Source organism: Citrobacter sp. Cpo015 (genome assembly GCF_030333035.1).
GTDB lineage: Bacteria > Pseudomonadota > Gammaproteobacteria > Enterobacterales > Enterobacteriaceae > Citrobacter > Citrobacter portucalensis.
Genome location: NZ_JAOWGS010000019.1, coordinates 1,223,025 through 1,247,218, shown reverse-complemented (window position 1 = coordinate 1,247,218; position 24,194 = coordinate 1,223,025). Strand labels below are relative to the sequence as shown.

Sequence of the window (24,194 nt, the reverse complement as noted above, 5' to 3'; positions counted from 1 at the left end):
GAAAGTCTTCAGGATATGGCTATGAAAAAACTGTTGTTAGTGTGTCTGCCCGTACTGCTTAGCGGTTGTAGTGTGTACAACCAATTTGTCGAGCGTATGCAAACGGATACGCTTGAATACCGCTGCGACGAAAAACCGCTGACCGTGAAGCTGAACAATACCCGCCAGACGGCAAGCTTTGTTTATGATAATCAGCTATTGAACCTCAAACAGGGCGTGTCGGCATCAGGTGCACGTTATACCGATGGTATCTACGTATTTTGGTCTAAAGGCGACGAGGCAACGGTCTATAAACGAGACAGAATTGTGCTAAATAACTGTCAGTTACAGAACCCGAAGCGTTGAGATTTTCACCTGGGCGGCGCACAATAGCGTCACCCACTGACAATCCGTAGCCCAACATCATGTCTGATAACGACGAATTGCAGCAAATCGCGCATCTGCGCCGTGAATACACGAAAGGCGGTCTTCGCCGCCGCGATCTTCCCGCCGAACCCCTTGCGCTGTTTGAGCGCTGGCTGGGGCAAGCCTGTGATGCCAAACTGGCCGATCCCACCGCAATGGTCGTTGCGACCGTCGATGAAAATGGTCAGCCGTATCAGCGCATCGTGTTACTCAAACATTATGATGACAAAGGGCTGGTGTTCTATACCAACCTTGGTAGCCGTAAGGCGCATCAGATCGAGAAAAATCCACGCATCAGCCTTTTATTTCCCTGGCATACGCTGGAACGGCAGGTGATGGTGATCGGCAAGGCAGAGCGTCTTTCCACACTCGAAGTGGTGAAATACTTCCACAGTCGCCCACGCGACAGTCAGATTGGCGCCTGGGTCTCAAAACAATCCAGTCGAATCTCCGCGCGCGGTATTCTCGAAAGCAAATTCCTCGAACTGAAGCAGAAGTTTCAGCAAGGGGAAGTTCCTCTGCCCAGTTTCTGGGGCGGCTTTCGCGTGAGTATTGAACAAATGGAGTTCTGGCAGGGCGGTGAAAACCGTCTGCACGATCGTTTTTTATACCAACGCGAAGATAACGCGTGGAAAATTGATCGTCTGGCCCCCTAAAGATGCAAATTTCTTGTTTTAAGCGCTGGTGCTGATCAATCCGGCGCTTTATTCTATGTTTCTTTCGCATCAGGCGAAAAGTCGTGTACCGGCAAAGGTGCAGTCGTTTTATACATGGAGATTTTGATGGCAAGCAGTAACTTGATTAAACAATTGCAAGAGCGGGGGCTGGTGGCCCAGGTGACGGACGAGGAAGCGTTAGCAGAGCGACTGGCGCAAGGCCCGATCGCGCTCTATTGCGGCTTCGATCCTACCGCTGACAGCTTGCATTTGGGGCATCTGGTTCCATTGTTATGCCTGAAACGCTTCCAGCAGGCAGGCCATAAGCCTGTTGCACTGGTAGGTGGCGCAACCGGTCTGATTGGTGACCCGAGCTTTAAAGCCGCCGAGCGTAAACTGAATACCGAAGACACCGTGCAGGAGTGGGTGGATAAAATCCGCAAACAGGTTGCACCGTTCCTCGATTTCGACTGTGGCGACAACTCGGCGATTGCTGCGAACAACTACGACTGGTTTGGCGGTATGAACGTACTGACTTTCCTGCGTGATATCGGCAAACACTTCTCCGTTAACCAGATGATCAACAAAGAAGCGGTTAAGCAGCGTCTGAACCGTGACGATCAGGGGATCTCCTTTACCGAGTTTTCTTACAACCTGCTGCAGGGTTATGACTTTGCCTGCCTGAACAAACTGCACGGCGTGGCACTGCAGATTGGTGGTTCTGACCAGTGGGGTAACATTACTTCGGGTATCGATTTAACCCGTCGTTTGCACCAGAATCAGGTGTTTGGTCTGACCGTTCCGCTGATCACTAAAGCTGATGGCACCAAATTCGGTAAGACGGAAGGCGGCGCAGTGTGGCTGGATCCGAAGAAAACCAGTCCGTACAAATTCTACCAGTTCTGGATCAACACCGCCGATGCGGACGTTTATCGCTTCCTGAAATTCTTTACTTTCATGGACATTGAAGAGATCAATGCGCTGGAAGAAGAAGATAAAAACAGCGGTAAAGCGCCGCGTGCCCAGTATGTTCTGGCCGAACAGGTTACGCGTCTGGTTCACGGTGAAGAAGGTCTGGTCGCGGCAAAACGCATTACCGAAAGCTTGTTCAACGGCAATCTCAGCGATTTGAGTGAAGCAGATTTCGAACAGCTGGCGCAGGATGGCGTGCCGATGATCGAGATGGACAAAGGTGCCGATTTGATGCAGGCGCTGGTGGACTCCGAGCTGCAACCTTCTCGCGGTCAGGCACGTAAGACCATTGCGTCAAACGCGGTAACCATCAACGGTGAGAAGCAGTCCGATCCGGAATATTTCTTCCAGGATAATGATATCCTGTTCGGGCGCTATACCTTACTGCGCCGTGGCAAGAAGAACTATTGTCTGATTTGCTGGAAGTAAGATTGAGTTAGCAGGGGCGTGGGAAACTACGCCCCTTTATTTTTTCAGGGTTGTGGTAAGTAAAATGAAGAATATCCTCGCCATCCAGTCCCACGTTGTTTTTGGTCATGCGGGCAACAGTGCAGCAGAATTTCCGATGCGTCGTCTTGGCGCAAATGTCTGGCCGCTGAATACCGTTCAGTTTTCAAACCACACGCAGTATGGCAAATGGACCGGTTGCGTTATGCCGCCGAGCCACCTGACTGAAATTGTTCAGGGCATTGCTGATATTGATAAACTCCAGACCTGTGACGCAGTACTGAGCGGCTATCTTGGCTCAGCAGAACAGGGCGAGGATATTTTGAGTATTGTTCGCAAAGTAAAAGCGGCAAACCCGCAGGCAAAATACTTTTGCGATCCGGTGATGGGACACCCTGAAAAGGGGTGTATTGTCGCACCCGGAGTGGCGGAATTTCATGTACGCCATGCGCTCCCGGCTAGTGACATTATTGCCCCGAATCTGGTTGAGCTCGAAATTCTGTGCGAGCATGCGGTGAACAATGTCGACGAGGCCGTTGCAGCAGCGCGTGAACTGATCGCTCAGGGACCAGAAATTGTACTGGTGAAGCATCTGGCACGCGCAGGTATCAGCACCGACCGTTTCGAGATGCTGCTGGTCACCGCTGAACAGGCGTGGCATATCAGTCGTCCGTTAGTCGATTTTGGCGCACGTCAACCGGTTGGTGTGGGTGATGTGACGAGTGGCTTGTTGCTGGTAAAACTGCTGCAGGGCGCATCTTTACAGCAGGCGCTTGAGCATGTGACTGCGGCGGTGTACGAAGTGATGATTGCCACTAAAAATATGCACGAGTATGAGCTGCAGGTTGTGGCCGCACAGGATCGTATCGCGAAGCCTGAACACTACTTTAGTGCAACTCAGCTGTAATTAATGCCCGATGGCGCTCACGCTTATCGGGCATATTTTAGCTGTAGGCCGGGTAAGTGCCACCCGGCAACAACTATTAATTTAACCCTTCTGCTTTCAGCGCTGCGGCAACCGCCGGGCGTTCAGCCATTCGCGCCATATAGGCGTCAATATTACTTAATCCTGCCATATTCAGCTTAACCGCATAGGCCCAACGCAGTACGGTAAACAGATAGGCATCGGCGATGCTGAAGCGCGGGCCGCAGATCCATTGGTTATCTTTCAGCGAGTCGTTCACATACTGCATTTTTTTCTCCAGCAGCGCACGAACGGTTGGCTTAAAGTCTTCCGGCGTATCGGGACGGAACAGTGGCGTAAAGCCTTTATGCAGTTCAGTCGCAATGTAGTTAAGCCATTCGATGGTTTTGTAACGGGAGAGGCTGCTGGTAGGGGCAAGGAGCTGGCGGTCTGGCACGCTGTCCGCCAGGTATTGCATGATGGCGACACCTTCGGTAAGTAGCGTACCGTCATCCAGCAGCAGTGCAGGAACTTGCCCTTTTGGGTTTACCGCGAAAAAATCATCGCCATTTTCCAGACGTTTCTTCATCAGATCAACACCATCCAGCGTGAAATCTTTACCGCTCTCACGAAGTGTGATGTGGGAAGCGAGAGAACAAGCGCCCGGTTTGTAGAACAGTTTCATCGGTAACTCCTTTTGGCTGAGGTATATCGTATGGTAGTGCTACCTCAGGCAAAAAAAAAGCCGCTAACAACAGTTAGCGGCCTGAAAATGAGTTTCCCTGAGAATTACGCTGTCGCGGCCTTAGAGGCTTTCTCATTGACGTCATCGTCCTGAGTCATACGGTTCAGTTTCGGAGCCGTCAGCAGCATCAGAACAGCGATAACAGCCGTTGCGACACCAATCTGCAGGAACACACGACCGTAGACTTCAAGGGACATCAGCGGGTCAGTCACGTTCTCTGGTACAGCCATCATGTTAGCGACGTAGCCACCGATGATGTTTGCACCGGCAGTGGTCAGGAACCAGCTACCCATGATGAAGCCCATCAGGCGTTGCGGAACTAACTGTGCCACCATTGCCAGACCCAGACCGGAGATCATCAGCTCACCGATACTTTGCAGACCGTAGCAGATAATCAGCCAGTTAACGGAAACGATGCCTGCATCGGTAGCGAATTTCGCGCCCAGCGGCAGGATCAGGAATGCACCGGAACACAGCACCATACCAATCGCAAACTTGGTCGGCATCGGCAGGGTATCGCCCATCTTGTTATAGATAGCAGCGAGGATTGGGCTACCAATGATGATCCAGAACGGGTTCAGTGCCTGGTACTGTTCAGGTTCGAAAGCAATGCCAAGAATAGAGTGCTCAACGTTACGAATCGCAAAGAAGTTCAGTGAGGTCGGCATCTGGCTGTACAGCACGAAGAAGATAATCGCTTCCAGCATCAGGATGAAGGCGACGATCATTTTACGACGCGCAGCACCGTGCATGGTGAAGGCTTCTTTACCGAAGATGAACACGATACCCAGTGCAATGACGCCCAGAACCATACGTGCGATCTGCTGGTTGTGCAGCAACCAGGTTGCAATCGCGATCAGTACCACAACGCCAGCAATGGTCAGTAGCAGGTTACGGAAGTTGATCGGTTCAAAGTCAGGTTTAGAACCGTACTGTTTAACCCAGCGCTGACAGAATGCGAAGTTAACAACGGTAATCAGCATACCCACGACGCTCAGAGCGAACGCGGTGCTCCAGCCGTAGCGCGCAGCCAACCACGGTGTTGCCAGCATAGAGAAGAATGAACCGATGTTGACGGACATGTAGTACATGGTAAATGCACCATCAAGACGCGGGTCATCTTTGGCATAGCAGGTAGAGAGCAGGGAGGATGGGTTTGCTTTAAACAGGCCGTTACCGACCGCGATGGCCGCCATGCCCATATAAACGATACCCGCATCGTGACCGGACCATGCTACCAACGCATAACCGATGGCCAGCACAACGGCACCCAGCATAATGACACGTTTTGTTCCCAGAACTTTATCACCTAACCAGCCGCCAATGGCAACCAGACCGTACACCAGGGCGCTAAAGGACGAGAAAAGGGTGATGGAATCCGCTTCTGACATACCCAGCTGTTTAACCAGGTAGACGGCCATAATCCCTTGCAGGCCGTAATAACCAAAACGTTCCCACAGCTCAATAGAGAAAATGAGATAGAACGCTTTTGGTTGTTTGAAGGCGTTTAAACTTACGCTTTCTGTTGGTTTATTGTTTGCAGTAGACACTTTTACCTCTTTTTTTACATCCCATATCAACGGGGGTGTTCAGGTACGTGATGAGTCAAGTTCATCCGTCCGATTGTTATAGTGGGAGGGGAAACGGCAAGTAATGTTCACTATCTTGACCCTTCAGACAAGTGGTTTGTAATAATCTGTTACATATATCATGACTGGTGAAATCGTCGGGGCTGTGAAATGTTATCTAGCGTTAAATTTCTTCATTTCTAAAATGGCAGATTTTTACACTATTTAATCACCACCACAACCGCAATGTGGCGATATGTTCTGCTATTTAAGGTTGAATCCAGTGATATAGGCCATTATCTGAAAAATAGGCAGTGTAATGTTTTGTTTAGAAACTGTGCAGTTAGGTCATCTAATTGTCACCTTAACTAAAAAATAAAAATTTATTAACATTGTGTTAGCTGGATGATCTGGATCACGTATAGATAGAAATTTCTTTTGCTAAAAAAACGATTAACCTGCTCAGGTGTTAATTAACAAGAATATTGCATTAGATATGAGCAATTGAATGGCATCATTGTCGGGAAAATAAACGCTGGGGAGTGCATAACTAATCGTTATGTATGTAAGGGGCGAGGAGGATGCCCCGGCAGCATTAGATATCGACTTTCTCTTTGAATTCGCAGAGATCTTCAATAATACAGGAACCGCAGCGCGGCTTTCTGGCGATGCAGGTGTAGCGACCATGAAGAATTAACCAGTGATGGCAATCGACTTTAAATTCACTGGGTACGACTTTCAGCAGTTTCTCTTCAACCTGCTCGACGTTTTTACCCGGGGCGAATTGCGTGCGATTACAGACACGAAAAATGTGGGTATCTACAGCGATAGTGGGCCAGCCAAAGGCGGTATTTAACACCACATTAGCCGTCTTTCGCCCAACTCCGGGGAGAGCTTCTAACGCCGCACGGTCTTCTGGCACTTCACCATTATGTTGTTCCAGCAGAATGCGGCAGGTTTTAATTACGTTTTCCGCTTTGCTGTTAAACAAACCGATTGTCTTGATGTAGGACTTAACACCTTCAACGCCGAGCTCCAGCATCTCAGCAGGCGTATTGGCGACGGGGTATAGCTTAGCTGTCGCTTTATTGACGCTGACATCGGTCGCTTGTGCGGAGAGCAAGACCGAAATCAACAGTTCAAACGGCGATGTAAAATTAAGCTCGGTTGTCGGATGCGGGTTGTTATCCCGCAGGCGCGTCAGTATTTCCAGACGTTTTGCTTTGTTCATTACGCATTCCCTGTTTCACCCGCGGGACTGTCCACGACAGCCGCCTCGGCACGACGTTTCTTCATTTTCTCATCAATCAGATACTTCACCGCCAGCATCAGACCCAGGCCAATAAACGCGCCCGGTGGCAGCATGGCCAGCAGAAACGGTGTATCAGTATGGAAGATCTCAACGCGCAAGACTTTGGCCCAGCTACCCAATAAACCGTCTGCACCATCAAACAGTGTACCGTTACCAATTATTTCACGCAGCGAGCCCAGAACAAACATGGCACCTGTTGCGCCCATGCCGATGGAGAAACCATCAAGTGCGGATAACGCAGGGCCCTTTTTGGCGGCGAAGGCTTCTGCACGGCCAACAACAATGCAGTTGGTTACAATCAGCGGGATGAAGATGCCCAGAGACTGATACAGGCCGAAGGCGTAGGCATTGATCAACATCTGTACCGCACTCACCACGGAGGCGATAATCATGACATAAATCGGAATACGAATTTCTGGCGGTGTCCAGCGGCGAAGGGCTGAAATCGTCAGGTTGGTCAGCGTCAGGACGAGCGTAGTCGCAAGTCCAAGACCCAGCGCGTTAGTTGCGGTAGAAGTGACGGCCAACAGCGGACACATCCCGAGTAGTTGCACAAGCGCGGAGTTATTTTTCCATAACCCCTGGACAATCACGTCTTTAATTTCGCTCATGGTTATTCTCCACAGGCGCTAAGTTGAGGGAGTTGCGCAGGCAGCGTCTGCGCATACAGGCCGGCACGTTTAACCGCGTTAACCACCGCACGTGGTGTAATGGTTGCGCCAGTAAACTGGTCAAAGTCGCCGCCATCTTTTTTCACTGCCCAGTGAGAGGTGTTATCCGCAGAAATTGTTTTACCGCTAAAATGGGTGATCCAGTCGGACAGTCGCAGTTCGATTTTATCGCCCAGCCCAGGCGTTTCATGGTGTTCGGTAACACGCGTACCCAACACGGTACCCGTGAAATCGACACCCACCAGCAGTTGAATCGCCCCGGAATAACCATCTGGCGCCGTAGCTTCAAGAATCGCAGCAACAGGACGATCGTCCTGGCGGGCAATATATACACGGTGCGTACCTTTGCCTAACGCCGGCGCATTGACCAGATAACAACTTTCAGACAAGTTATTATTGTAGCGATTGCCAGGCAGAACCTGATCGAACAGCGTTTTTTGCTGTATCGCGGCCTGTTCATCAATGGTTGACTTGGTTAATTGATTGATTGCTGCGGTTAACCCCGTTGAGCCCGCAGCAAACAGCGCCAGTGTAATACCGTGTTTACGAATCGTTTTCAGCATATCTAGTCCTTAGCGATGTCCGTACACGCGAGGGCGGGTGTAATAATCAATCAGGGGAACCGTGATATTGGCCAGCAACACGGCAAAAGCCACGCCATCAGGATAACCACCAAAACTGCGTATCAACCACACTAACAGGCCCGCAAGCGCGCCAAAAATCAGACGACCACGGTTGGTTGTTGATGCTGTAACGGGATCGGTAAGAATAAAGAACGCACCTAACATCGTCGCGCCGGAAAGCAAATGCAACTGAGGCGATGCCAGTGAGTCTGGCGAAAAAATCCAACCTAAAGTGGCGCAAACGGCGAGCGACAGCAGGAAGCTAACCGGGATATGCCAGCGAATCGCTTTTTGCCATAACAACACGATGCCACCAACCAGCCAGGCAAGGTTCACCCACTGCCAGCCAGCGCCTGCCAGCATGCCGCTGTAGATCGGGTATTGCATCACCTGCTCAACGGTACGTCCGGCATGCAGGGATGTCTTAAAAGTATCAAGAGGTGTTGCCTGACTGATACCATCGATACCCATACGCAGCGAATTCATATCCCCTCCGCTGGCGGTATGCCCGTTAAAGATAACGTTCAGGGCGTCAAAGAAACCAGGCACCGTGGCTGCAATTTCATGCGGCGGCAGCCAACTGGTCATCTGTACCGGAAATGAGATGAGCAGCACGACATAGCCAATCATGGCAGGGTTAAACGGGTTCTGCCCGAGCCCGCCATACAGCTGTTTCGCAATGATAACCGCAAATACCGTGCCTAATACCACCATCCACCATGGCGCGAGGGGCGGAATACTGACGGCCAAAAGCAACCCAGTGAGTAACGCAGAGTTGTCTTTTAAAATTGCCACAATGGGTTGTTTACGCAGTTTAAGCACACCCGCTTCGGCAGCAATAGCGCTGATGGCAGCGAGAACGATCTGGAACAACGTGCCCCAGCCGAAGAACCACAGCTGAGCGGCGATCCCCGGCAATGCAGCAATTAACACCAGCATCATGATACGCGATGTCTGGCGCTGGTTATGGGTATAAGGGGAGCTTGCTATTCTGAATACCATTTATTCCTCGTTTACAACCTGCTGCTGTGCGGCTTTCTTTGCCTGAGCGCGTGCGATGGCGGCCGCGACGGCGGCTTTACGTGGATCAACCGGCTCGGCTGTTTCTGTTACCGCTTCTTGTTCAAGCTTGCGGGCTTTGGCGCGGGCGATTGCCGCTTCCACGGCAGCTTTACGCGGATCAACCGGTTCGGTTGTTTCTGTTACCGCCTGCTGCTCGAGCTTGCGAGCTTTGGCGCGGGCGATTGCCGCTTCCACGGCAGCTTTACGCGGATCAACCGGTTCGACTGTTTCTGTTACCGCTGCTTGTTCAAGTTTGCGGGCTTTGGCGCGAGCGATTGCTGCTTCGACGGTGGCTTTACGTGGGTCAACCGGCTCGGCCGTTTCTGTTACCGCTTCTTGCTCAAGCTTGCGGGCTTTGGCGCGGGCAATTGCCGCTTCCACGGCAGCTTTACGCGGGTCTGTACCCGTGCTGCTGCCTTCACTTTGCGGCGGATTTTCCTTACGGGAAGCACGAGCTTGCGCCTTACGCGCCTCGCGTGCGGCAATCACGGCGCTATTGTCAGGTTTTTCACCTGCCTGAATGACCACCGGTTGCAGTGCCTGAGCCTGCTTTTCTTTTACGCGAGCCAGCGCGGCGGCAATGGCATCATGATCTTTGGCCGCCGGCTGAGCAGCGGCGCTCTTATGGCGTTCAAGACGTGCTGCTTTTTCACGTTCAAGGCGCGCCTGTCGGGCTTCAAACCGAGCTTTTGCTTCTGCGGCGCGCTTTTCTTCCTGACTAATGGCGTAAATCTCGGCTTTTTCCTGACGGAAATACTGTACCAGTGGAATATTGCTTGGGCATACCCAGGCGCAGGCACCGCATTCAATACAGTCGGCGATATTGTGGGCCGTCGCTTTGTCGTGCTGTTGCCCTTTACTGAACCAGTAAAGCTGTTGTGGCAGGAGATCGGCCGGACAGGCATCGGCGCATGCGCTACAGCGAATGCAGCCTTTCTCTTCTGGCGTTTCACCCATTTCACTGGCAGAGGGGGCCAGAAGACAGTTGGTTATCTTCACCACTGGGACATCCAGCCACGGCAGCGTAAAGCCCATCAGCGGCCCGCCCATAATCACCATCTGGTCGGCGGAAGGGCAGAAACCCGCGTCGTTGAGCAGATGACGAACCGGCGTACCTAAACGCGCCCAGACGTTGCCCGGACGACTGACTGCTTCTCCGGTTAGCGTCACGACACGTTCGGTGATCGGCTCTCCGTCGATTACTGCACGTTTAATTGCATAGGCGGTTCCGACGTTTTGCATCAATACGCCGATATCAGAGGAGCGTCCACCGTGGGGAACCTGCTTGCCGGTCAGGATTTGTGTTAACTGCTTGGCCCCGCCGGACGGGTACTTGGTGGGGATCACGCGTAGGCTAATGTCGTGTGAATCAGCCAGCACCGCGCGCAGCATAGATATTGCCTGCGGTTTGTTATCTTCGATACCAAGGAGGATCTCGCGTGGCTGAAGAATGTGCGCCAGGATGCGGATACCTTCGACGACCTGAGCGGCACAGTCCTGCATCAGGCGGTCATCTGCCGTAATGTACGGCTCGCATTCGGCGGCGTTAATGATCAGCGTTTCAATTTTATCTCCGCCGCCCTGCAGTTTAACGCCGGTGGGAAAACCTGCGCCACCCAGCCCGGCAACGCCGTACTGATGAATACGCGCAATCAGCTCTTCCCGGCTGTGGGAGCGATAATCGGTCCAGCCGTCTCGCTCAATCCAGCGATCTTCGCCATCGGCGTCTATGATGACGCTCAACTCAGCCAGTGCCGAAGGATGCGCGGTGGAGTGCGGGGCAATGGCAACAACGGTGCCTGATGTTGGCGCATGGACTGGAAGCATTCTGCCACGTCCGCGGGTTAAGGGCTGACCACGCAGCACGGTGTCACCCACGTTTACGCACAGTTCACCCTCCGCACCAATATGTTGTTTCAGCGGAATAACGAAACGCGGCGCCAGCGGAACCTGTCGCAACGGCGTTCCGTTTGACTGGGTTTTCATTTCTGGTGGATGAATGCCGCCATCAAAGTCCCAGATTTTATTTTTTCTGAATGCAGAGAATAACTTAAACATGTTGTTCCACGGGAATGATGCGCACAGGGATGGTGTTTAAATCCCATTTCCAGCTATCGGGTGTCTCGGCTACCGGGCGTAATTCAATACATTGCGTCGGGCACGGGTCAACGCACAGGTTGCACCCGGTGCAGAGATCGCTCATTACCGTGTGCATGGCGCGGGTCGCGCCCACGATGGCATCGACCGGGCAGGCCTGAATACACTTAGTGCACCCAATACAGTTATTTTCATCAATGACCGCCAGCATTCGCACCGGCGTAACGTCTTGTTCATCGCCATCAATAGGCTGCGGATCGACATTCAGCAGGGCGGCAATTTTTAACATCACCGCTTCGCCGCCGGGGGCGCAACGGTTAATTTTTTCACCCTGAGACCCGATCGCTTCAGCATAAGGATGACAGCCCGGATAGCCGCACTGGCCACACTGGCTTTGCGGGAGAATTTCATCAATTTTCTCCACGACCGGATCATCTTCAACGGCAAAACGTCGTGAGGCGTACCCCAAAATAGCGCCGAACGCCAGACCCAGTAGACTCACTGCGGCAACGGCAATCCAGATAGCATTCATTACAACTTCACCAAACCACTAAAGCCCATAAAGGCCAATGACATTAAACCAGCGGTAATCAGCGCAATCGCATTGCCGCGAAACGGCGCTGGGACGTCCGCCACGGCGAGGCGTTCGCGGATCGCGGCGAACAGTACCATCACCAGCGAGAAGCCGACGGCGGCGGAAAAACCGTATAGCGCCGACTGTAAAAAGTTATGGCCGAGGTTGATGTTCAGTAGCGCCACACCTAACACTGCGCAGTTAGTGGTGATCAGCGGTAAAAAGATCCCCAGCAGGCGGTACAGCGCAGGGCTGGTTTTGCGCACAACCATTTCGGTAAACTGCACGACGACGGCGATAACCAGAATAAAAGCCAGCGTGCGCAGATAGATGAGATTGAGCGGAATTAGGATCCAGGTATCAATCAGCCAAGCGCAGATGGATGCCAGTGTCATGACAAACGTCGTGGCAAGGCCCATACCCATTGCGGTTTCCAGTTTTTTGGAAACGCCCATAAACGGGCAAAGGCCCAGAAACTTCACCAGTACAAAGTTATTGACCAGTACAGTTCCGACAAACAGCAGCAGGTAATCAGTCATTTTTCGGCCTGAAATAAAAAGCCGCCTATTATCTGACAATCTTCAACAGGCGACAACAGGTTAACTGTAGGGTTATTACGGGTTCACAAACGTCGATTTAACGCGCTGCGATCGTTTGAAGTAGGGCACCAACAGTGCTGCAGCCAGTAATGGGAACAGCAGTTGGCGCACGGCAAAAGCGTCTGGGACGGGTGAAAACGCAAACGCTTTAATCGCCAGCAACACGGAGATCAGCAGCCACAGAATGTAATGCTTAGGTACACAGGCTCTGCGTTTGAAAAACGCAATCGTCAGCCACAGTGTGTAATACCACATGGCGATCGCGGTAATAAAGGAGACGCCCCATAACAGCAAATTTGCCGTACTTTGCTCACCCAGCGTTTTGAAGGTTTGCGGTGTAGCCAGCGCAGTGACATAAAGTAATAACGCCAGCGAAGCGCTCAACAACGCGACTAACAGCCAGGCCAGTGGCCCAAGTAGCCAGCCTCCGATACGTTGTGCCGGTGTCGTAGTCATCTCTTCTCCAGGTTTACGCGCGCAATCAATCATGCCATTCATTTTGGGGCAATTATTATAAAGCTTTTAACGTTGAGCGCTACTTTCTTCTTTATTGCACGTAATGCCAGACTGATTTAGGTACCTGACCAACATCAAACAGACGACCTCCGGAGATAAGCTCCGCACGGCGATGGTCTGCGGCACGGTACATATTGATAATGTCGTTATCATCGGTGAGCGTGTAGTTAAGATGGTCGAACAGTTTTTCCAGACTTTCGAGCGAACTGATTTTGCGGAATTTTAATAAGTAATCCTGAACGGTCATAAATGCAGATCCATATTAATAAAATAATACCAACGGAGTAGAAAATATAAAAATGAACAACGAGCACAGGTAAAAACGCATTTACGTGCAAATGTAAGAAGAGTGTTCATACCTGTGAAAAATCAGGCGCTATGCGCGTCTTGAGCAAGGGTAACGCGCTTAGCGATCGCTGGCAATATGCAGCGGAGCGGGACGCGGCATAATTCGCTTTTTTTGACAGAAAGCGAGCAACTACCAATGTTAATTGCCGGGCAATAAAAGGCTGCGGATGCTTATTTCTTCTGCACTGCCGCAACGGGCTCTGGTGGCTGGTAATTGTCAATATGATTGGCAACACCCAGTAGGATCACGGAGACGGCGAGAACAATCCAACCTGTTAATTCAATAAGACGATTCATTACTGATGACATTTGCTTTGATTTATCCATAAACACAGGCTGCAAATGTTACTAATCTCTCATTAATACAGCAAGATGATTGGGAACGATTTCTACCTCTTTTTCGCTGCAAGTTAAGCATAAGTGGCATATGTTTGACTTAAGTTAAAAAACAACCTTTGTAGCGCAAAGGTTATTAAACTATTGAGACGTTGCAAGGTATGGTGTGAAATAGGTCAGTCCTGAATTGAGAGGCAATAACATGAGTGACAACATCCGCGTTGGGCTAATTGGCTATGGTTATGCCAGCAAAACCTTCCATGCCCCACTGATTGTGGGCACACCGGGTCTGGAACTGGCTGCAGTGTCCAGTAGTGATGAAGCAAAAGTGAAGGCAGACTGGCCTACGGTGGCGGTTGTTGCTGAGCCTAAGCATCTTTTTAACGATCCAAATATCGACTTGATTGTGATCCCCACACCAAACGACACGCACTTCCCGTTAGCGAAAGCAGCGTTGGAAGCGGGCAAACATGTGGTTGTTGATAAGCCCTTTACCGTGACACTGTCACAAGCGCGTGAGTTGGATGCGCTGGCGCGCAGCCTCGGGCGTGTGTTGTCTGTGTTCCATAACCGTCGCTGGGACAGTGATTTTCTGACGCTGAAAGCTCTGCTGGCGGATGGTGTTTTAGGTGAGGTAGCGTATTTCGAATCCCATTTCGATCGTTTCCGCCCACAGGTTCGTGACCGTTGGCGTGAACAGGGCGGTCCGGGAAGCGGTATCTGGTACGATTTAGCACCGCATCTTTTGGATCAGGCGATTAATCTGTTTGGTTTGCCCGTCAGCCTGACGGTAGACCTGGCCCAGCTGCGTCCGGGCGCGCAGGCGACGGATTACTTCCATGCCATCCTGACGTATCCGCAGCGTCGTGTGATCCTGCATGGCACCATGCTCGCTGCCGCAGAATCGGCCCGTTATATTGTGCATGGATCGCGTGGCAGCTATGTGAAGTATGGTCTTGACCCGCAGGAAGAGCGCCTGAAAAATGGCGAGCGACTTCCACAGGAAGACTGGGGTTATGATATGCGCGATGGCGTATTGACGCGAGTCGAAGGCGAAGAGCAGGTTGAAGAAACCTGGCTGACCGTACCGGGCAACTATCCGGCGTACTATGCTGGCATTCGGGATGCGCTAAACGGCAACGGTGAAAACCCGGTACCGGCGAGACAGGCTATCCAAATTATGGAGCTGATTGAGCTGGGTATAGAATCAGCGAAACATCGTTCGACGCTGTGCCTTGCCTGATTAGGTAAATGGTGCAAGGCGATACCTTCCTGGCATCGTATCCGGCCTACGTTGGTTTTCATTGTAGGCCGGATAAGCGTTAGCGCCATCCGGCACTTTACCTGTTACGCTGCGGCGACTTTCTCGCGCAAGGCTCGTTTTTCCTCGTTACTCAGGAATGCCATTTCCAGACCGTTGATTTGCGCCTGACGGATCTGTTCGCGCGTTAGGCCTGCAGCTGGTGCGGCAATGGTGTACTCGTGAATAATATCCACACCCTGAACAGCCGGGTCGTCCGTATTCAAACTGGCGATAACGCCATGCTCAAGGAACGTTTTCAGCGGATGGTTCGCTAGTGAGGCAACGGTGCTGGTCTGAATGTTTGATGTCAGGCAGGATTCGATGCCGATACGGTGCTCGGCGAGGTAATCCATCAACGCACGATCTTCAACGGCTTTAACGCCGTGACCAATACGCTCAGCGCCTAGCTCTTTAATGGCCTGCCAGATGCTTTCTGGTCCCGCGGCTTCGCCCGCATGCACGGTGATATGCCAGCCGGCATCGCGTGCCTGGTTGAAGTGAGACAGGAACAGGCTGCCCGGGAACCCCAGTTCGTCACCGGCCAAATCCAGCGCCGTAATATGGTCTCGGTGGGCTAACAGCGCATCCAGTTCCTGCAAGCAGGCGGCTTCGCCAAAAGTACGGCTCATAATGCCAATTAAGCGTGCTTCGACGCCAAAGGTCTTGCAGCCCTCGCGTACGCCTGCGATGACGGCTTCAACCACACCTGCAACCGGGAGCTGATGCGCCATCGCCATGTAGCCTGGGGAAAAACGCAGTTCAACATAGTGCAGGCCGTTACGTGCTGCGTCCTCAATATTTTCAAATGCCACGCGAAGACACGCATCCAGCGAGGCCAGTACCTTCACGCCCCAGTCGAGCTTGGATAAAAAACTCACTAAATCTGGCTCAGTTGATGTGACTTGCACATGAGGGATCAGCGTTTCCAACGTTTGTGCCGGAAGCGTTAAGTTGAACTGACGGCCCAGATCCAGGATCGTTTGTGCACGGATGTTACCATCAAGGTGGCGATGGACGTCGGTCAGGGGGAGGGAAGTATCAATCATGGTCGCACTCGTGTATTTAGGTAAAGTGCAGGCCATTATACAACAGAAAAATGTTCCTCTAAAAACTTTAAAAAAAGCAGTGCAGAGTTCGGGGTTATGGGGAAGCAAGCATCGCCAAATTGTTGACCATGCTGTTAGTGTACTAACAGAGTGGTGTTCCGACTCCCTGATCCTTGAGACCGTATCACGTTGCTTTTGCCTTGCGGTGGTAAGACGGGCGTAAAGTAAGCAATAACGCATTTCCTGCAGCATGTGTGTAATAAAATGATTTTATTTTAAGATTATTTACCTCGTTTTTATTTAATTACTGTCTGTCAGTGTTATTTCATTCGGATATTTATTTAATAACATTGCTAATAGCGAAAAATGGACACTTTCCAGTTTATGAATGTGCTGCGAGGTATGTTATAAAAACACAATAACGACTGAGGGTATTAATAAAGTGAAAAGTGTAAAGCTAATTATCAGTACAATGTTCTGTGGAAGTTTGCTGCTGGCAACTGTGCCTGCGCATGCGGCGTATAAAGCGGATGAAACGCATGTAATCCAGTTTAAGAAAGGCACCAGTGGCGCAGATATCAAGGGGACAATTACGGGTGATAAAACAAAAGATTATACGTTTGTCGCCAAAAAAGGGCAGACCATGCAAGCAGTTCTGAAAAGCGCCTGGCCTCATCCTTTCATGAGTATTATTGCACCGGGCGAACAATTCATTTTTGATGGCATGATGAGTGGTGACACTTATAAAAATACGCTGCCTGCCAGCGGTAAGTATACCATCAGAATATATCAAAAAGGCGCGGCGAAGGATGAGGGGAAAACCAACGCATTCCAGCTGCACATGAAAATTACCAACTGATCATGAGGAAAAGATCGCCCTGGTGGTGATCTTTTCCTTTGCGATTAAACTTCTTCGCCAGAATAGGCCACAACGCAATTACGGCCTCGGTTTTTTGCCATATACAGGGCGCGGTCTGCGCAATCAGCAAGTTGTTCGGGGGCTGAACGGTTATCAACCGAGGTTACGATACCCAGGCTGATGGTGATGATGCGTGGAAAATCACCTTTAGTCGTGGCCTGAGTTTGTTGTTCTACGTGTTTTCTGATTCGCTCTGCGATGTTAAATGCTGCATCTGCGTTAGTTTCAGGTAGCAGAATAGCAAACTCTTCTCCGCCAATGCGTGCCACGATGTCGTTACGCCGACTCAGTCGCTGCATAATTTCTGACAGTTTGATTATCACTCTGTCACCCTGCAAATGTCCCCAGGTGTCATTGACCGACTTAAAGAAATCAATGTCGCAAAAGACAATGCTCAGGGGTTTATGGGGCGCTGTCATTTTTATCTCATTGCTGAGTGCGTTATAAAAATAGCCACGGTTGAAAAGTCGGGTCATCGGGTCGCGGACTGAATTTTCATAGGATAATTCATAGGCCTGACGTGAGGCTTTGTAGCGCTTGAAAATATCAGACATGAGCACGATCATCACGGCCATTGCGCTAAGGCACTCCAGGCCTCTGGCGAGATACCATCCAGCGGAGTCTATATGCGTGTACTTCAGCATAATGATGACACTTAACAGATTGCTCAGGGCAACCAGTGACATACTTACCCAAAACTGTGTTTTTAGCCGGGTTAATTTTGCCCCTAATAAAACGATACAGGTCCACAAGATAATGAGGACATAAATAAAGCTACCACGCCAGGGTCTAAGCCATTCAAACGTTTCTGTGTCAACCAACTGAAACGATATTGGCGTAATACGGATGGAGTAGAGGATAGCCATTACCAGATGCAACATGCACCATAAATAAGTGGCGTAAATAACTGTTTTACCATGTTTTTCTTTTTTATTTTTAAACGTATATAAATAGTATGTTGCAAAAAACAACCCCGTAATTAACATGTTCCTCATAAAGTATAAAACAGCAATGTCATTGTAGATGACACCAGGAAGGCCGTTTTTATAAAAATAAATATAGAGCGCAAGAAATAAGAAAACCCCCGAGAAATAAAACGCGCAGGCCAGGGGTAAAAGATATTTTTTGCGCCGATAACTCATGTAATTCATCGTCATAAAGCACCCCGTCTGAATGTGCAATACACCAGCAAAGGTTGCAATAACCGGGTAAAAAGAGAGGCTATAACGCTGATTACTAAAAGGGATATACCAAAGAAAAATGGATGTCGTTAGGGACAGGAGTAAAAAAAAAGTTAAATTCTTTTTGTGAATGTTTATTTGTGTTGTATTCATGATTTTTATGTATATAAAACAGCGCTATATTTCGGCTATCTTCTCAGCTTTGTATTTTGTCTTTTTGATTTTTATTGCTGTTGATTTTGACTGGCAGGAAAAGTCAGGGAGGAATTGGTATTAAAAAAACGATAAAAAACAGATTTGTTTTTTTATATAAGGAGTTGCGCAATGAGTTCTTCATTGCGCAAGACTATTTAACGTATTGTGCGGATGGCGTTAATCAACCCCTTAACGCCTTTTTCAAGTTTGGATCGTGGACATCCGGCATTGAGGCGCACAAAACCGCGTCCTTCTTCTCCGTATGTGTATCCGGGCATGATGGCGACTTTCTGCTGATGGATGAGTGCTTCCTGCAGTGCGTGGTCATCAAGGTTGAGTGGACGCAAGTCAATCCATGCCAGATAGGTGGATTGCGGAACCTGCCAGTTCAGTTCGGGGAATGCGTCATTCAGCTCGTGCGCGATGTAATGCAGGTTACTGGCAAGATAATCCCGCAGCGCATCAAGCCAGCTAGCGCCCTGTTGGTAGGCTGCGATATGTGCGCTAAGCGCGAGCACTGCAGGTGAGGAAAGACCATCCCGACCCTTTAACGCACTGAGGTAATCGTTGCGACTCTTCTCATCCTCAATAATCCCGTAAGCCCCGGTTAATGCCGGAATATTGAAGCTCTTTGAACCGGAGGTGAACAGCGCCCAACTGTCGCGCGCGACGTTACTCCACGGGATGTGCGGCTGGTCTGCCCATACCATATCCATATGGATCTCATCAGAAATGACTTTTACACCGTGGCGCTGACACAGCTCCGCCATGGTTTCCAGTTCATCGCGCGTCCACACCTTACCGGTTGGGTTGTGCGGGCTGCAAAGCAGGAGAATTTTGCTTTCAGGCCGGGACAGGGCTTTCTCTAGTGCAACCATGTCGCAAAACCAGCCGTCAGCGCGTTTTTCAAGTCCGACAGCGCATACCTGACGCTGATTACCTTCAATCGCTTTGTAAAACGCGTCGTAAGCCGGCGTATGAATAACCACCGCATCACCCGCAGAAGACCATTGGCGGATCAGCTCCGATACCATATAGATGACCGAGGGGCCATAAACCAGCGACTGAGGATTGATTTGGGTATTATGACGCGATAGAAACCAGTGGCTAATCGCCGCCAGAAATTCATCATTTTTCCAGCGACTGTAACCCAACACGCCATGTGACAGGCGCTGAGTCAGCGCCTCCAGAATGCAGGGGGCGGTGGCAAAATCCATATCGGAGATGGTGAACGGCAGAAGGTCGGCTGAACCAAAACGGTCGGCAACGTAATCCCATTGAGTACACCAGGTACCATGCCTGTTCACAACCTTTGAAAAATCAAACATATTATTGTCCTTAAGCCTGTACGGTGTTCATTAGAACTGCGATCTCATCTTTCACTGACTGGACCTGCGGACCAATAACAACCTGAAGATTATGCTGATTGAGTTGCACTACGCCAATGGCGCGATTGTCCTTCAGTGCCTGTACGTTCACAAGCGACATATCCTTTACTGACAAGCGCAGACGGGTAATGCAGTTATCAAGGCTGACAATGTTTTCCGCACCGCCCAGCGCCGCCAGAATGGCAGGGACGTTGTAACCGGATTTACCCGGTGCTCCCGCCATGACTTTATCGATATTGCTGGCAATTTCGACGTCCCGACCCGGGGTCTTCAGATTGAAGCGTGTGATGGCGAAACGGAAGATCACGTAGTACACCGCGAACCAGATCGCAGCCACGACAGGGACCAAATACCACTTGGTAGAGAGTCCGTGCAGGATGCCGAATACAACAAAGTCAATCAGGTTACCGTCCGTGTTGCCGATGGTGACGCCTAACACCGCCATCACGGTGAAACCAAGACCGGTCAGCAGGGCGTGGATTACATACAAAACAGGGGCAACGAACAGGAATAAGAACTCGAGTGGTTCGGTTGTACCGCCGATCACGCAGGCAATGAGACCAGAAATTAACAGCCCTTTAATTTTATGACGATTTTCAGGGCGAGCACAGTGGTACATAGCGAGCGCTGCCCCCGGCAAACCACCGAGGAACGCCGGCATTTTACCCTGCGACAGGAAGCGGGTTGCGCTTTCAGAGAAACCTTGTGTCGTTGGGCAGCTCAGTTGAGCCTGGAAAATAGTCAGTGCGCCGCTCACGCTGTGACCGCAGACTTCCTGCGTGCCGCCAGCTTCGGTGAAGCGAATGAGCGCCACCAGAATATGATGCAGACCAAACGGCAGCAGTAGACGTTCACCAGTACCAAACAGCATTGGACCAAATTCGCCCGCGCTGTTGATGATGTGGCCGAGCCCGTTAATGCCCATGGCGAAAACCGGCCAAACCAGGGGAATGACCAGGCCGACCAGTCCCATCACCACCGAAGAGATAATTGGTACAAAGCGGGTACCGCCGAAGAAGGCCAGTGCATCCGGCAGGCGAATGTTGTGGAAACGTTCATGCAGCATCCAGACGATGATCCCGGCAATAACAGCGCCGAGGATCCCGGTGTCGATCGACTGGATCCCCAGGATATTCTGTACGTTGTTAGCCTTCAGGATCGTGGCATCCGTGGTAGGCAAGATACCTTTCGCGGTTAACCAGAAGTTGACGGCAAGGTTCATCACCGCATAACCAACAAAACCGGCAAATGCCGCTACGCCTTTGTTCTCGCGGGCCAGGCCGAGAGGTATGGCAATACAGAACATCACCGGTAAGAAGCTAAACGCAAATGAGCCTACTTTGCTCATCCAGGTAAAAATAGCCTGCAGTACCGGATTACCCAATGCCGGAATCAGCGTTAAGACATCATGACTACTTAACGAGCTGCCGATCCCTAACATGATCCCGCAGAATGAGAGCAGAGCCACGGGCAGCATAAAGGTTTTGCCCAACTGCTGGAAAAATTCCCATAACGTAATTTTTGGTGTGGTTCTCGTCGTCATCAAACGACTCCTCGTAAAAGCTAGCTGACTAATGATGGCGAGAAGATAAAACGTTTTACCTAATTTTAGTGCGGTATAAATCACATTATCGAACGATAATAGGGCGTATAAATATATGTGATTGATAAAACGTTTTATCCGTCACGTTATCAGGGAGTTTTCCGTTTTTATGGCTATAGCCAAAAAAATAACCATCCATGATGTTGCGCTGGCCGCGGGCGTTTCGGTTAGTACCGTCTCATTGGTGCTCAGTGGAAAAGGCCGTATTTCATCCGCGACCGGCGAACGGGTGAATGCCGCTATTGAGCAACTGGGGTTTGTGCGTAATCGCCAGGCATCAGCGCTGCGTGGCGGGCAGAGCGGGGTAATTGGTTTGATCGTGCGCGACCTCTCCACCCCGTTTTACGCCGAGTTGACAGCGGGGCTGACGGAAGCATTAGAAGCGCAGGGGCGCATGGTTTTTTTATTACATGGTGGCAGAGATGGCGAACAGCTGGCGCAGCGTTTCGCTATGCTGCTTAATCAAGGGGTTGATGGTGTGGTGATCGCCGGGGCTGCCGGCAGTAGCGACGACCTACAACAACTGGCCGCCGATAAGGGGATTCCGGTAGTGTTTGCGTCTCGGGCCAGCTACCTGGATGACGTCGACACCGTCAGGCCTGACAACATGCAGGCAGCGCAATTGCTGGTTGAACATCTGATACGCCATGGACATCAGCGCATCGCGTGGTTGGGGGGACAGAGTTCTTCATTGACCCGTGCAGAGCGTGTCGGCGGCTATTGTACGACGTTGCTAAAGTATGGTTTACCGTTTCATAGCGACTGGGTGCTGGAGTGCTCATCCAGCCAAAAGCAGGCCGCAGAGGAGGTGACCGCGCTATTACGTCGTAACCCAACGATCAGCGCAGTGGTGTGCTACAACGAAACCATAGCCGTTGGCGCCTGGTTTGGCCTGATGAGAGCAGGGCGTCAGAGTGGTGAAATTGGCGTAGATCGCTACTTCGAGCAGCAGATCTCGTTAGCCGGATTTGCCGATGTAGCGGAAAATGCACTGGACGATATCCCCATTATTTGGGCCTGCACGCCCGCGCGTGAAATGGGTTATACCCTTGCTGAGCGCATGCTACAGCGCATTGGGCACGATGATGGTCATTCGCGTAACTTAACGCTTTCCGCCCGGCTGGCGGTGGCAAAATAAAAAAGGCCCGATAAACACACGGTTATCGGGCCTGTTGTCACGCGTATTTACTGTTGCGGAATAGCCGGGACATCCGGCTCGCCGAGAGAAGGCATACCGAACATACCAACAAACTCATCCAGCGACATTTTTTGTCCGTTTAACGTAACCTGGCCGTTTGCATATTGCAGGCTGGAGCCGATGACGTTGTCCTGCATCGTTGTAATACGGAACATCTGACCCATTGCCGCCAGGCCATTCACCTGTTGCTTCGCCAGATCGGCCGCTTGCTCCTGCTGATAGCCTTCAATTTTGGCAATCTGCGTCATGAACTCAGTCGCCATATCAACCGGAATCGTCAGCTTAGCATCCAGTGATTTGACCGAACGATCCACTTCCTGAGCCAGCGTTTGTGGTTCCTCAGTATTTGCTGTCGGATCTTTTAGCAGCAGTGACAGATTAAATGCGGTTTCACCTTTCGCATTTTTCCAGCTCAGCGGGGCAATGGTGATAACCGGCTCGCCTTTCATCAGAATCGGCAGCGCATTGAAGAAGGCTTCAGTGACTTTTTGCTGATAAAGCTCAGGATTTTGTACCACATCAATCTGCGCCATCAGCGCCTTGGTTTGGGCGCTATACTGCTGACTGAACTGGTGTAATGCTTCACCGTCAATCTGGCCAACTTTCAGCGTCAGTTTACCGCTACCCATATCCTGACCCTGCAATTTCAGACTGTTCAGCGTGTAATCCAACTGGCTGTTGACAGTTTTACCGTCGTTGATCAGATCGGATTTACCATCAATACCCATGCCTTCCAGAACCGCCAACTCTTTACCTTCGACGGAAATCGACAGTTTATCGAGTGACAATTTCTGGTCGCCTATGCGCTCACCAAAGCTGGCAATACTGCTGGAACCCTCAGTTTTCAGGTTATTGAAAGTCATTTGTACTTTCTGGTCATACTCGTTGACTGCATTGACCACGCCGCTTTGCGCATTGCCTGTCAGCGAGACAGCGTTACCTTCTTTGTCTGCTGTAAACTGGAATTCCCCGCCGCTGAAGGCTACTTTTTCGTCGCCTTTCTCATAGTTCAGTGGTTTGAGGGAGAGATCGGAACGGGTATCGCCGCTGTAGCCGATTCGGGAATTAATGACAAATGGCGACTCACCTTTGGCAATATCAAACAGTGGTTTGGTAACGTCGTTATTGACCAGAGTCGTTTTCACGGAGGCCATAGCCGGGACCAGATTCAGTGATTTCAACTGAGCCAGCGGGAATGGACCGTGATCGACGGTTTCATTCAGGACGATACTTTGCCCCGGTTTTAGCCAGGAATCTGCCTGCCCGGCGATTGGTTTCACCACCAATTGCAGTTGGCTATTGAACACCCCGCGCTGGTAGTTTTGATAACTCAGTTCAATGCCCGCCTCAGGGGAGAAACGTTTTAACTGATCGTTTGCCTGTGTCACCATCTCGGCGAGATGCGTTTCAAGTTTCTTACCTGTGTACCAGGCGCCGCCCGTCCAGACGATACCCAGCGCAACCACCACACCCGCAGCTACCAGCGATTTTTTCATTTCGATATCCATAAAATAAAACCAGGCGTT

The 24,194-nt window shown here is 50.8% G+C and carries 24 protein-coding genes; 7 read left to right on the top strand and 17 right to left on the bottom strand.

Going from position 1 to position 24,194, the window contains the following annotated elements; genetic code table 11:
* The first annotated feature begins 15 nt into the window (after positions 1-15).
* The 4 genes from mliC to pdxY all read left to right on the top strand — a co-directional run bounded on the left by mliC (position 16) and on the right by pdxY (position 3,387).
* Positions 16-345 carry a C-type lysozyme inhibitor gene (gene mliC / locus OGY67_RS06035; RefSeq protein WP_003029170.1) on the top strand — a complete coding sequence of 110 codons (330 nt, stop codon included), beginning with the start codon at positions 16-18 and terminating at the stop codon, positions 343-345.
* A gap of 59 nt (positions 346-404) precedes the next feature.
* Positions 405-1,061, top strand: coding sequence for a pyridoxamine 5'-phosphate oxidase (pdxH, locus tag OGY67_RS06030; RefSeq protein ID WP_003029169.1), 657 nt, complete (start codon positions 405-407; stop codon positions 1,059-1,061).
* Between the two features lie 126 nt (positions 1,062-1,187).
* Positions 1,188-2,462, top strand: a complete 1,275-nt coding sequence (gene tyrS / locus OGY67_RS06025; protein WP_100272513.1) for a tyrosine--tRNA ligase — start codon at positions 1,188-1,190, stop codon at positions 2,460-2,462.
* Between the two features lie 64 nt (positions 2,463-2,526).
* Complete coding sequence (gene pdxY / locus OGY67_RS06020; protein WP_286573774.1) at positions 2,527-3,387, top strand: pyridoxal kinase PdxY; 861 nt, start codon at positions 2,527-2,529, stop codon at positions 3,385-3,387.
* Positions 3,388-3,463: 76 nt separating this feature from the next.
* On the opposite strand, the gene gstA is transcribed toward pdxY, so the two are convergent.
* From gstA to blr, 12 genes are all read right to left on the bottom strand, one after another.
* Positions 3,464-4,069 carry a glutathione transferase GstA gene (gene gstA / locus OGY67_RS06015; protein ID WP_003832787.1) on the bottom strand — a complete coding sequence of 202 codons (606 nt, stop codon included), beginning with the start codon at positions 4,067-4,069 and terminating at the stop codon, positions 3,464-3,466.
* Positions 4,070-4,173: 104 nt separating this feature from the next.
* Positions 4,174-5,679, bottom strand: coding sequence for a dipeptide/tripeptide permease DtpA (gene dtpA, locus OGY67_RS06010; RefSeq protein WP_020996425.1), 1,506 nt, complete (start codon positions 5,677-5,679; stop codon positions 4,174-4,176).
* Positions 5,680-6,292: 613 nt separating this feature from the next.
* Positions 6,293-6,928 carry an endonuclease III gene (gene nth, locus OGY67_RS06005; RefSeq protein ID WP_234692944.1) on the bottom strand — a complete coding sequence of 212 codons (636 nt, stop codon included), beginning with the start codon at positions 6,926-6,928 and terminating at the stop codon, positions 6,293-6,295.
* The gene (locus tag OGY67_RS06000) at positions 6,928-7,620 is read right to left on the bottom strand and encodes an electron transport complex subunit E (protein ID WP_008784678.1); all 693 of its coding nucleotides are present in this window, start codon (positions 7,618-7,620) and stop codon (positions 6,928-6,930) included. The genes nth and OGY67_RS06000 overlap by 1 nt, the downstream gene beginning before the upstream one ends.
* Positions 7,621-7,622: 2 nt before the next feature.
* Positions 7,623-8,243 carry an electron transport complex subunit RsxG gene (gene rsxG, locus OGY67_RS05995; RefSeq protein WP_008784679.1) on the bottom strand — a complete coding sequence of 207 codons (621 nt, stop codon included), beginning with the start codon at positions 8,241-8,243 and terminating at the stop codon, positions 7,623-7,625.
* 9 nt (positions 8,244-8,252) lie between these two features.
* Complete coding sequence (rsxD, locus tag OGY67_RS05990) at positions 8,253-9,305, bottom strand: electron transport complex subunit RsxD (RefSeq protein WP_234692943.1); 1,053 nt, start codon at positions 9,303-9,305, stop codon at positions 8,253-8,255.
* The gene (rsxC, locus tag OGY67_RS05985; RefSeq protein ID WP_286573773.1) at positions 9,306-11,423 is read right to left on the bottom strand and encodes an electron transport complex subunit RsxC; all 2,118 of its coding nucleotides are present in this window, start codon (positions 11,421-11,423) and stop codon (positions 9,306-9,308) included.
* The gene (gene rsxB, locus OGY67_RS05980; RefSeq protein ID WP_032943340.1) at positions 11,416-11,994 is read right to left on the bottom strand and encodes an electron transport complex subunit RsxB; all 579 of its coding nucleotides are present in this window, start codon (positions 11,992-11,994) and stop codon (positions 11,416-11,418) included. The genes rsxC and rsxB overlap by 8 nt, the downstream gene beginning before the upstream one ends.
* Positions 11,994-12,575, bottom strand: coding sequence for an electron transport complex subunit RsxA (gene rsxA, locus OGY67_RS05975; RefSeq protein WP_003029144.1), 582 nt, complete (start codon positions 12,573-12,575; stop codon positions 11,994-11,996). The genes rsxB and rsxA overlap by 1 nt, the downstream gene beginning before the upstream one ends.
* 75 nt (positions 12,576-12,650) lie before the next feature.
* A complete protein-coding gene (locus OGY67_RS05970; RefSeq protein WP_020996422.1) occupies positions 12,651-13,091 on the bottom strand; it encodes a DUF2569 domain-containing protein in 441 nt (146 codons plus the stop codon).
* A 91-nt stretch (positions 13,092-13,182) separates the two neighbouring features.
* The gene (gene ydgT / locus OGY67_RS05965) at positions 13,183-13,398 is read right to left on the bottom strand and encodes a transcription modulator YdgT (protein WP_008784684.1); all 216 of its coding nucleotides are present in this window, start codon (positions 13,396-13,398) and stop codon (positions 13,183-13,185) included.
* 272 nt (positions 13,399-13,670) lie between these two features.
* Entirely contained in the window at positions 13,671-13,796 is a 126-nt protein-coding gene (gene blr / locus OGY67_RS05960) for a division septum protein Blr (protein WP_003029134.1), read from the bottom strand.
* Positions 13,797-14,037: 241 nt separating this feature from the next.
* Here blr and OGY67_RS05955 point away from each other — a divergent pair, with 241 nt between their 5' ends.
* On the top strand, positions 14,038-15,078 hold the full coding sequence (locus OGY67_RS05955; protein WP_071446495.1) for an oxidoreductase: 1,041 nt from the start codon (positions 14,038-14,040) through the stop codon (positions 15,076-15,078).
* A 104-nt stretch (positions 15,079-15,182) separates the two neighbouring features.
* Here the strand turns inward: OGY67_RS05955 and add are convergent, their stop codons facing one another.
* Complete coding sequence (add, locus tag OGY67_RS05950) at positions 15,183-16,184, bottom strand: adenosine deaminase (protein WP_286573772.1); 1,002 nt, start codon at positions 16,182-16,184, stop codon at positions 15,183-15,185.
* 442 nt (positions 16,185-16,626) lie between these two features.
* Between add and OGY67_RS05945 the strand changes: the two genes are divergently transcribed.
* Positions 16,627-17,043, top strand: coding sequence for a DNA breaking-rejoining protein (locus OGY67_RS05945; protein WP_267454589.1), 417 nt, complete (start codon positions 16,627-16,629; stop codon positions 17,041-17,043).
* A 44-nt stretch (positions 17,044-17,087) separates the two neighbouring features.
* Here OGY67_RS05945 and OGY67_RS05940 read toward each other — a convergent pair whose 3' ends face one another.
* The 3 genes from OGY67_RS05940 to malX all read right to left on the bottom strand — a co-directional run bounded on the left by OGY67_RS05940 (position 17,088) and on the right by malX (position 21,410).
* Entirely contained in the window at positions 17,088-18,437 is a 1,350-nt protein-coding gene (locus OGY67_RS05940) for a sensor domain-containing diguanylate cyclase (protein WP_071446494.1), read from the bottom strand.
* Between the two features lie 197 nt (positions 18,438-18,634).
* Entirely contained in the window at positions 18,635-19,807 is a 1,173-nt protein-coding gene (locus OGY67_RS05935; protein WP_191226054.1) for a MalY/PatB family protein, read from the bottom strand.
* Positions 19,808-19,817: 10 nt separating this feature from the next.
* Positions 19,818-21,410 carry a maltose/glucose-specific PTS transporter subunit IIBC gene (malX, locus tag OGY67_RS05930; protein ID WP_032943348.1) on the bottom strand — a complete coding sequence of 531 codons (1,593 nt, stop codon included), beginning with the start codon at positions 21,408-21,410 and terminating at the stop codon, positions 19,818-19,820.
* Positions 21,411-21,579: 169 nt separating this feature from the next.
* On the opposite strand from malX, the gene OGY67_RS05925 reads away from it, so the two are divergent.
* The gene (locus tag OGY67_RS05925; RefSeq protein WP_286573771.1) at positions 21,580-22,608 is read left to right on the top strand and encodes a Mal regulon transcriptional regulator MalI; all 1,029 of its coding nucleotides are present in this window, start codon (positions 21,580-21,582) and stop codon (positions 22,606-22,608) included.
* A gap of 47 nt (positions 22,609-22,655) precedes the next feature.
* On the opposite strand, the gene OGY67_RS05920 is transcribed toward OGY67_RS05925, so the two are convergent.
* Positions 22,656-24,164, bottom strand: a complete 1,509-nt coding sequence (locus tag OGY67_RS05920) for a YdgA family protein (RefSeq protein ID WP_286573770.1) — start codon at positions 24,162-24,164, stop codon at positions 22,656-22,658.
* Positions 24,165-24,194 lie beyond the last annotated feature (30 nt).

Excerpts from the sequence above, each read along its gene's own strand:
- gstA (WP_003832787.1), bottom strand. The coding sequence starts at position 4,069 with ATGAAACTGTTCTACAAACCGGGCGCTTGTTCTCTCGCTTCCCACATC.
- OGY67_RS05920 (WP_286573770.1), bottom strand. The coding sequence starts at position 24,164 with ATGAAAAAATCGCTGGTAGCTGCGGGTGTGGTGGTTGCGCTGGGTATC.
- OGY67_RS05955 (WP_071446495.1), top strand. The coding sequence starts at position 14,038 with ATGAGTGACAACATCCGCGTTGGGCTAATTGGCTATGGTTATGCCAGC.
- rsxC (WP_286573773.1), bottom strand. The coding sequence starts at position 11,423 with ATGTTTAAGTTATTCTCTGCATTCAGAAAAAATAAAATCTGGGACTTT.
- OGY67_RS05970 (WP_020996422.1), bottom strand. The coding sequence starts at position 13,091 with ATGACTACGACACCGGCACAACGTATCGGAGGCTGGCTACTTGGGCCA.
- OGY67_RS05935 (WP_191226054.1), bottom strand. The coding sequence starts at position 19,807 with ATGTTTGATTTTTCAAAGGTTGTGAACAGGCATGGTACCTGGTGTACT.
- pdxY (WP_286573774.1), top strand. The coding sequence starts at position 2,527 with ATGAAGAATATCCTCGCCATCCAGTCCCACGTTGTTTTTGGTCATGCG.
- OGY67_RS06000 (WP_008784678.1), bottom strand. The coding sequence starts at position 7,620 with ATGAGCGAAATTAAAGACGTGATTGTCCAGGGGTTATGGAAAAATAAC.
- nth (WP_234692944.1), bottom strand. The coding sequence starts at position 6,928 with ATGAACAAAGCAAAACGTCTGGAAATACTGACGCGCCTGCGGGATAAC.
- rsxB (WP_032943340.1), bottom strand. The coding sequence starts at position 11,994 with ATGAATGCTATCTGGATTGCCGTTGCCGCAGTGAGTCTACTGGGTCTG.
- OGY67_RS05940 (WP_071446494.1), bottom strand. The coding sequence starts at position 18,437 with ATGAATACAACACAAATAAACATTCACAAAAAGAATTTAACTTTTTTT.
- malX (WP_032943348.1), bottom strand. The coding sequence starts at position 21,410 with ATGACGACGAGAACCACACCAAAAATTACGTTATGGGAATTTTTCCAG.
- rsxD (WP_234692943.1), bottom strand. The coding sequence starts at position 9,305 with ATGGTATTCAGAATAGCAAGCTCCCCTTATACCCATAACCAGCGCCAG.
- OGY67_RS05925 (WP_286573771.1), top strand. The coding sequence starts at position 21,580 with ATGGCTATAGCCAAAAAAATAACCATCCATGATGTTGCGCTGGCCGCG.
- rsxA (WP_003029144.1), bottom strand. The coding sequence starts at position 12,575 with ATGACTGATTACCTGCTGCTGTTTGTCGGAACTGTACTGGTCAATAAC.
- ydgT (WP_008784684.1), bottom strand. The coding sequence starts at position 13,398 with ATGACCGTTCAGGATTACTTATTAAAATTCCGCAAAATCAGTTCGCTC.
- add (WP_286573772.1), bottom strand. The coding sequence starts at position 16,184 with ATGATTGATACTTCCCTCCCCCTGACCGACGTCCATCGCCACCTTGAT.
- tyrS (WP_100272513.1), top strand. The coding sequence starts at position 1,188 with ATGGCAAGCAGTAACTTGATTAAACAATTGCAAGAGCGGGGGCTGGTG.
- rsxG (WP_008784679.1), bottom strand. The coding sequence starts at position 8,243 with ATGCTGAAAACGATTCGTAAACACGGTATTACACTGGCGCTGTTTGCT.
- mliC (WP_003029170.1), top strand. The coding sequence starts at position 16 with ATGGCTATGAAAAAACTGTTGTTAGTGTGTCTGCCCGTACTGCTTAGC.
- pdxH (WP_003029169.1), top strand. The coding sequence starts at position 405 with ATGTCTGATAACGACGAATTGCAGCAAATCGCGCATCTGCGCCGTGAA.
- blr (WP_003029134.1), bottom strand. The coding sequence starts at position 13,796 with ATGAATCGTCTTATTGAATTAACAGGTTGGATTGTTCTCGCCGTCTCC.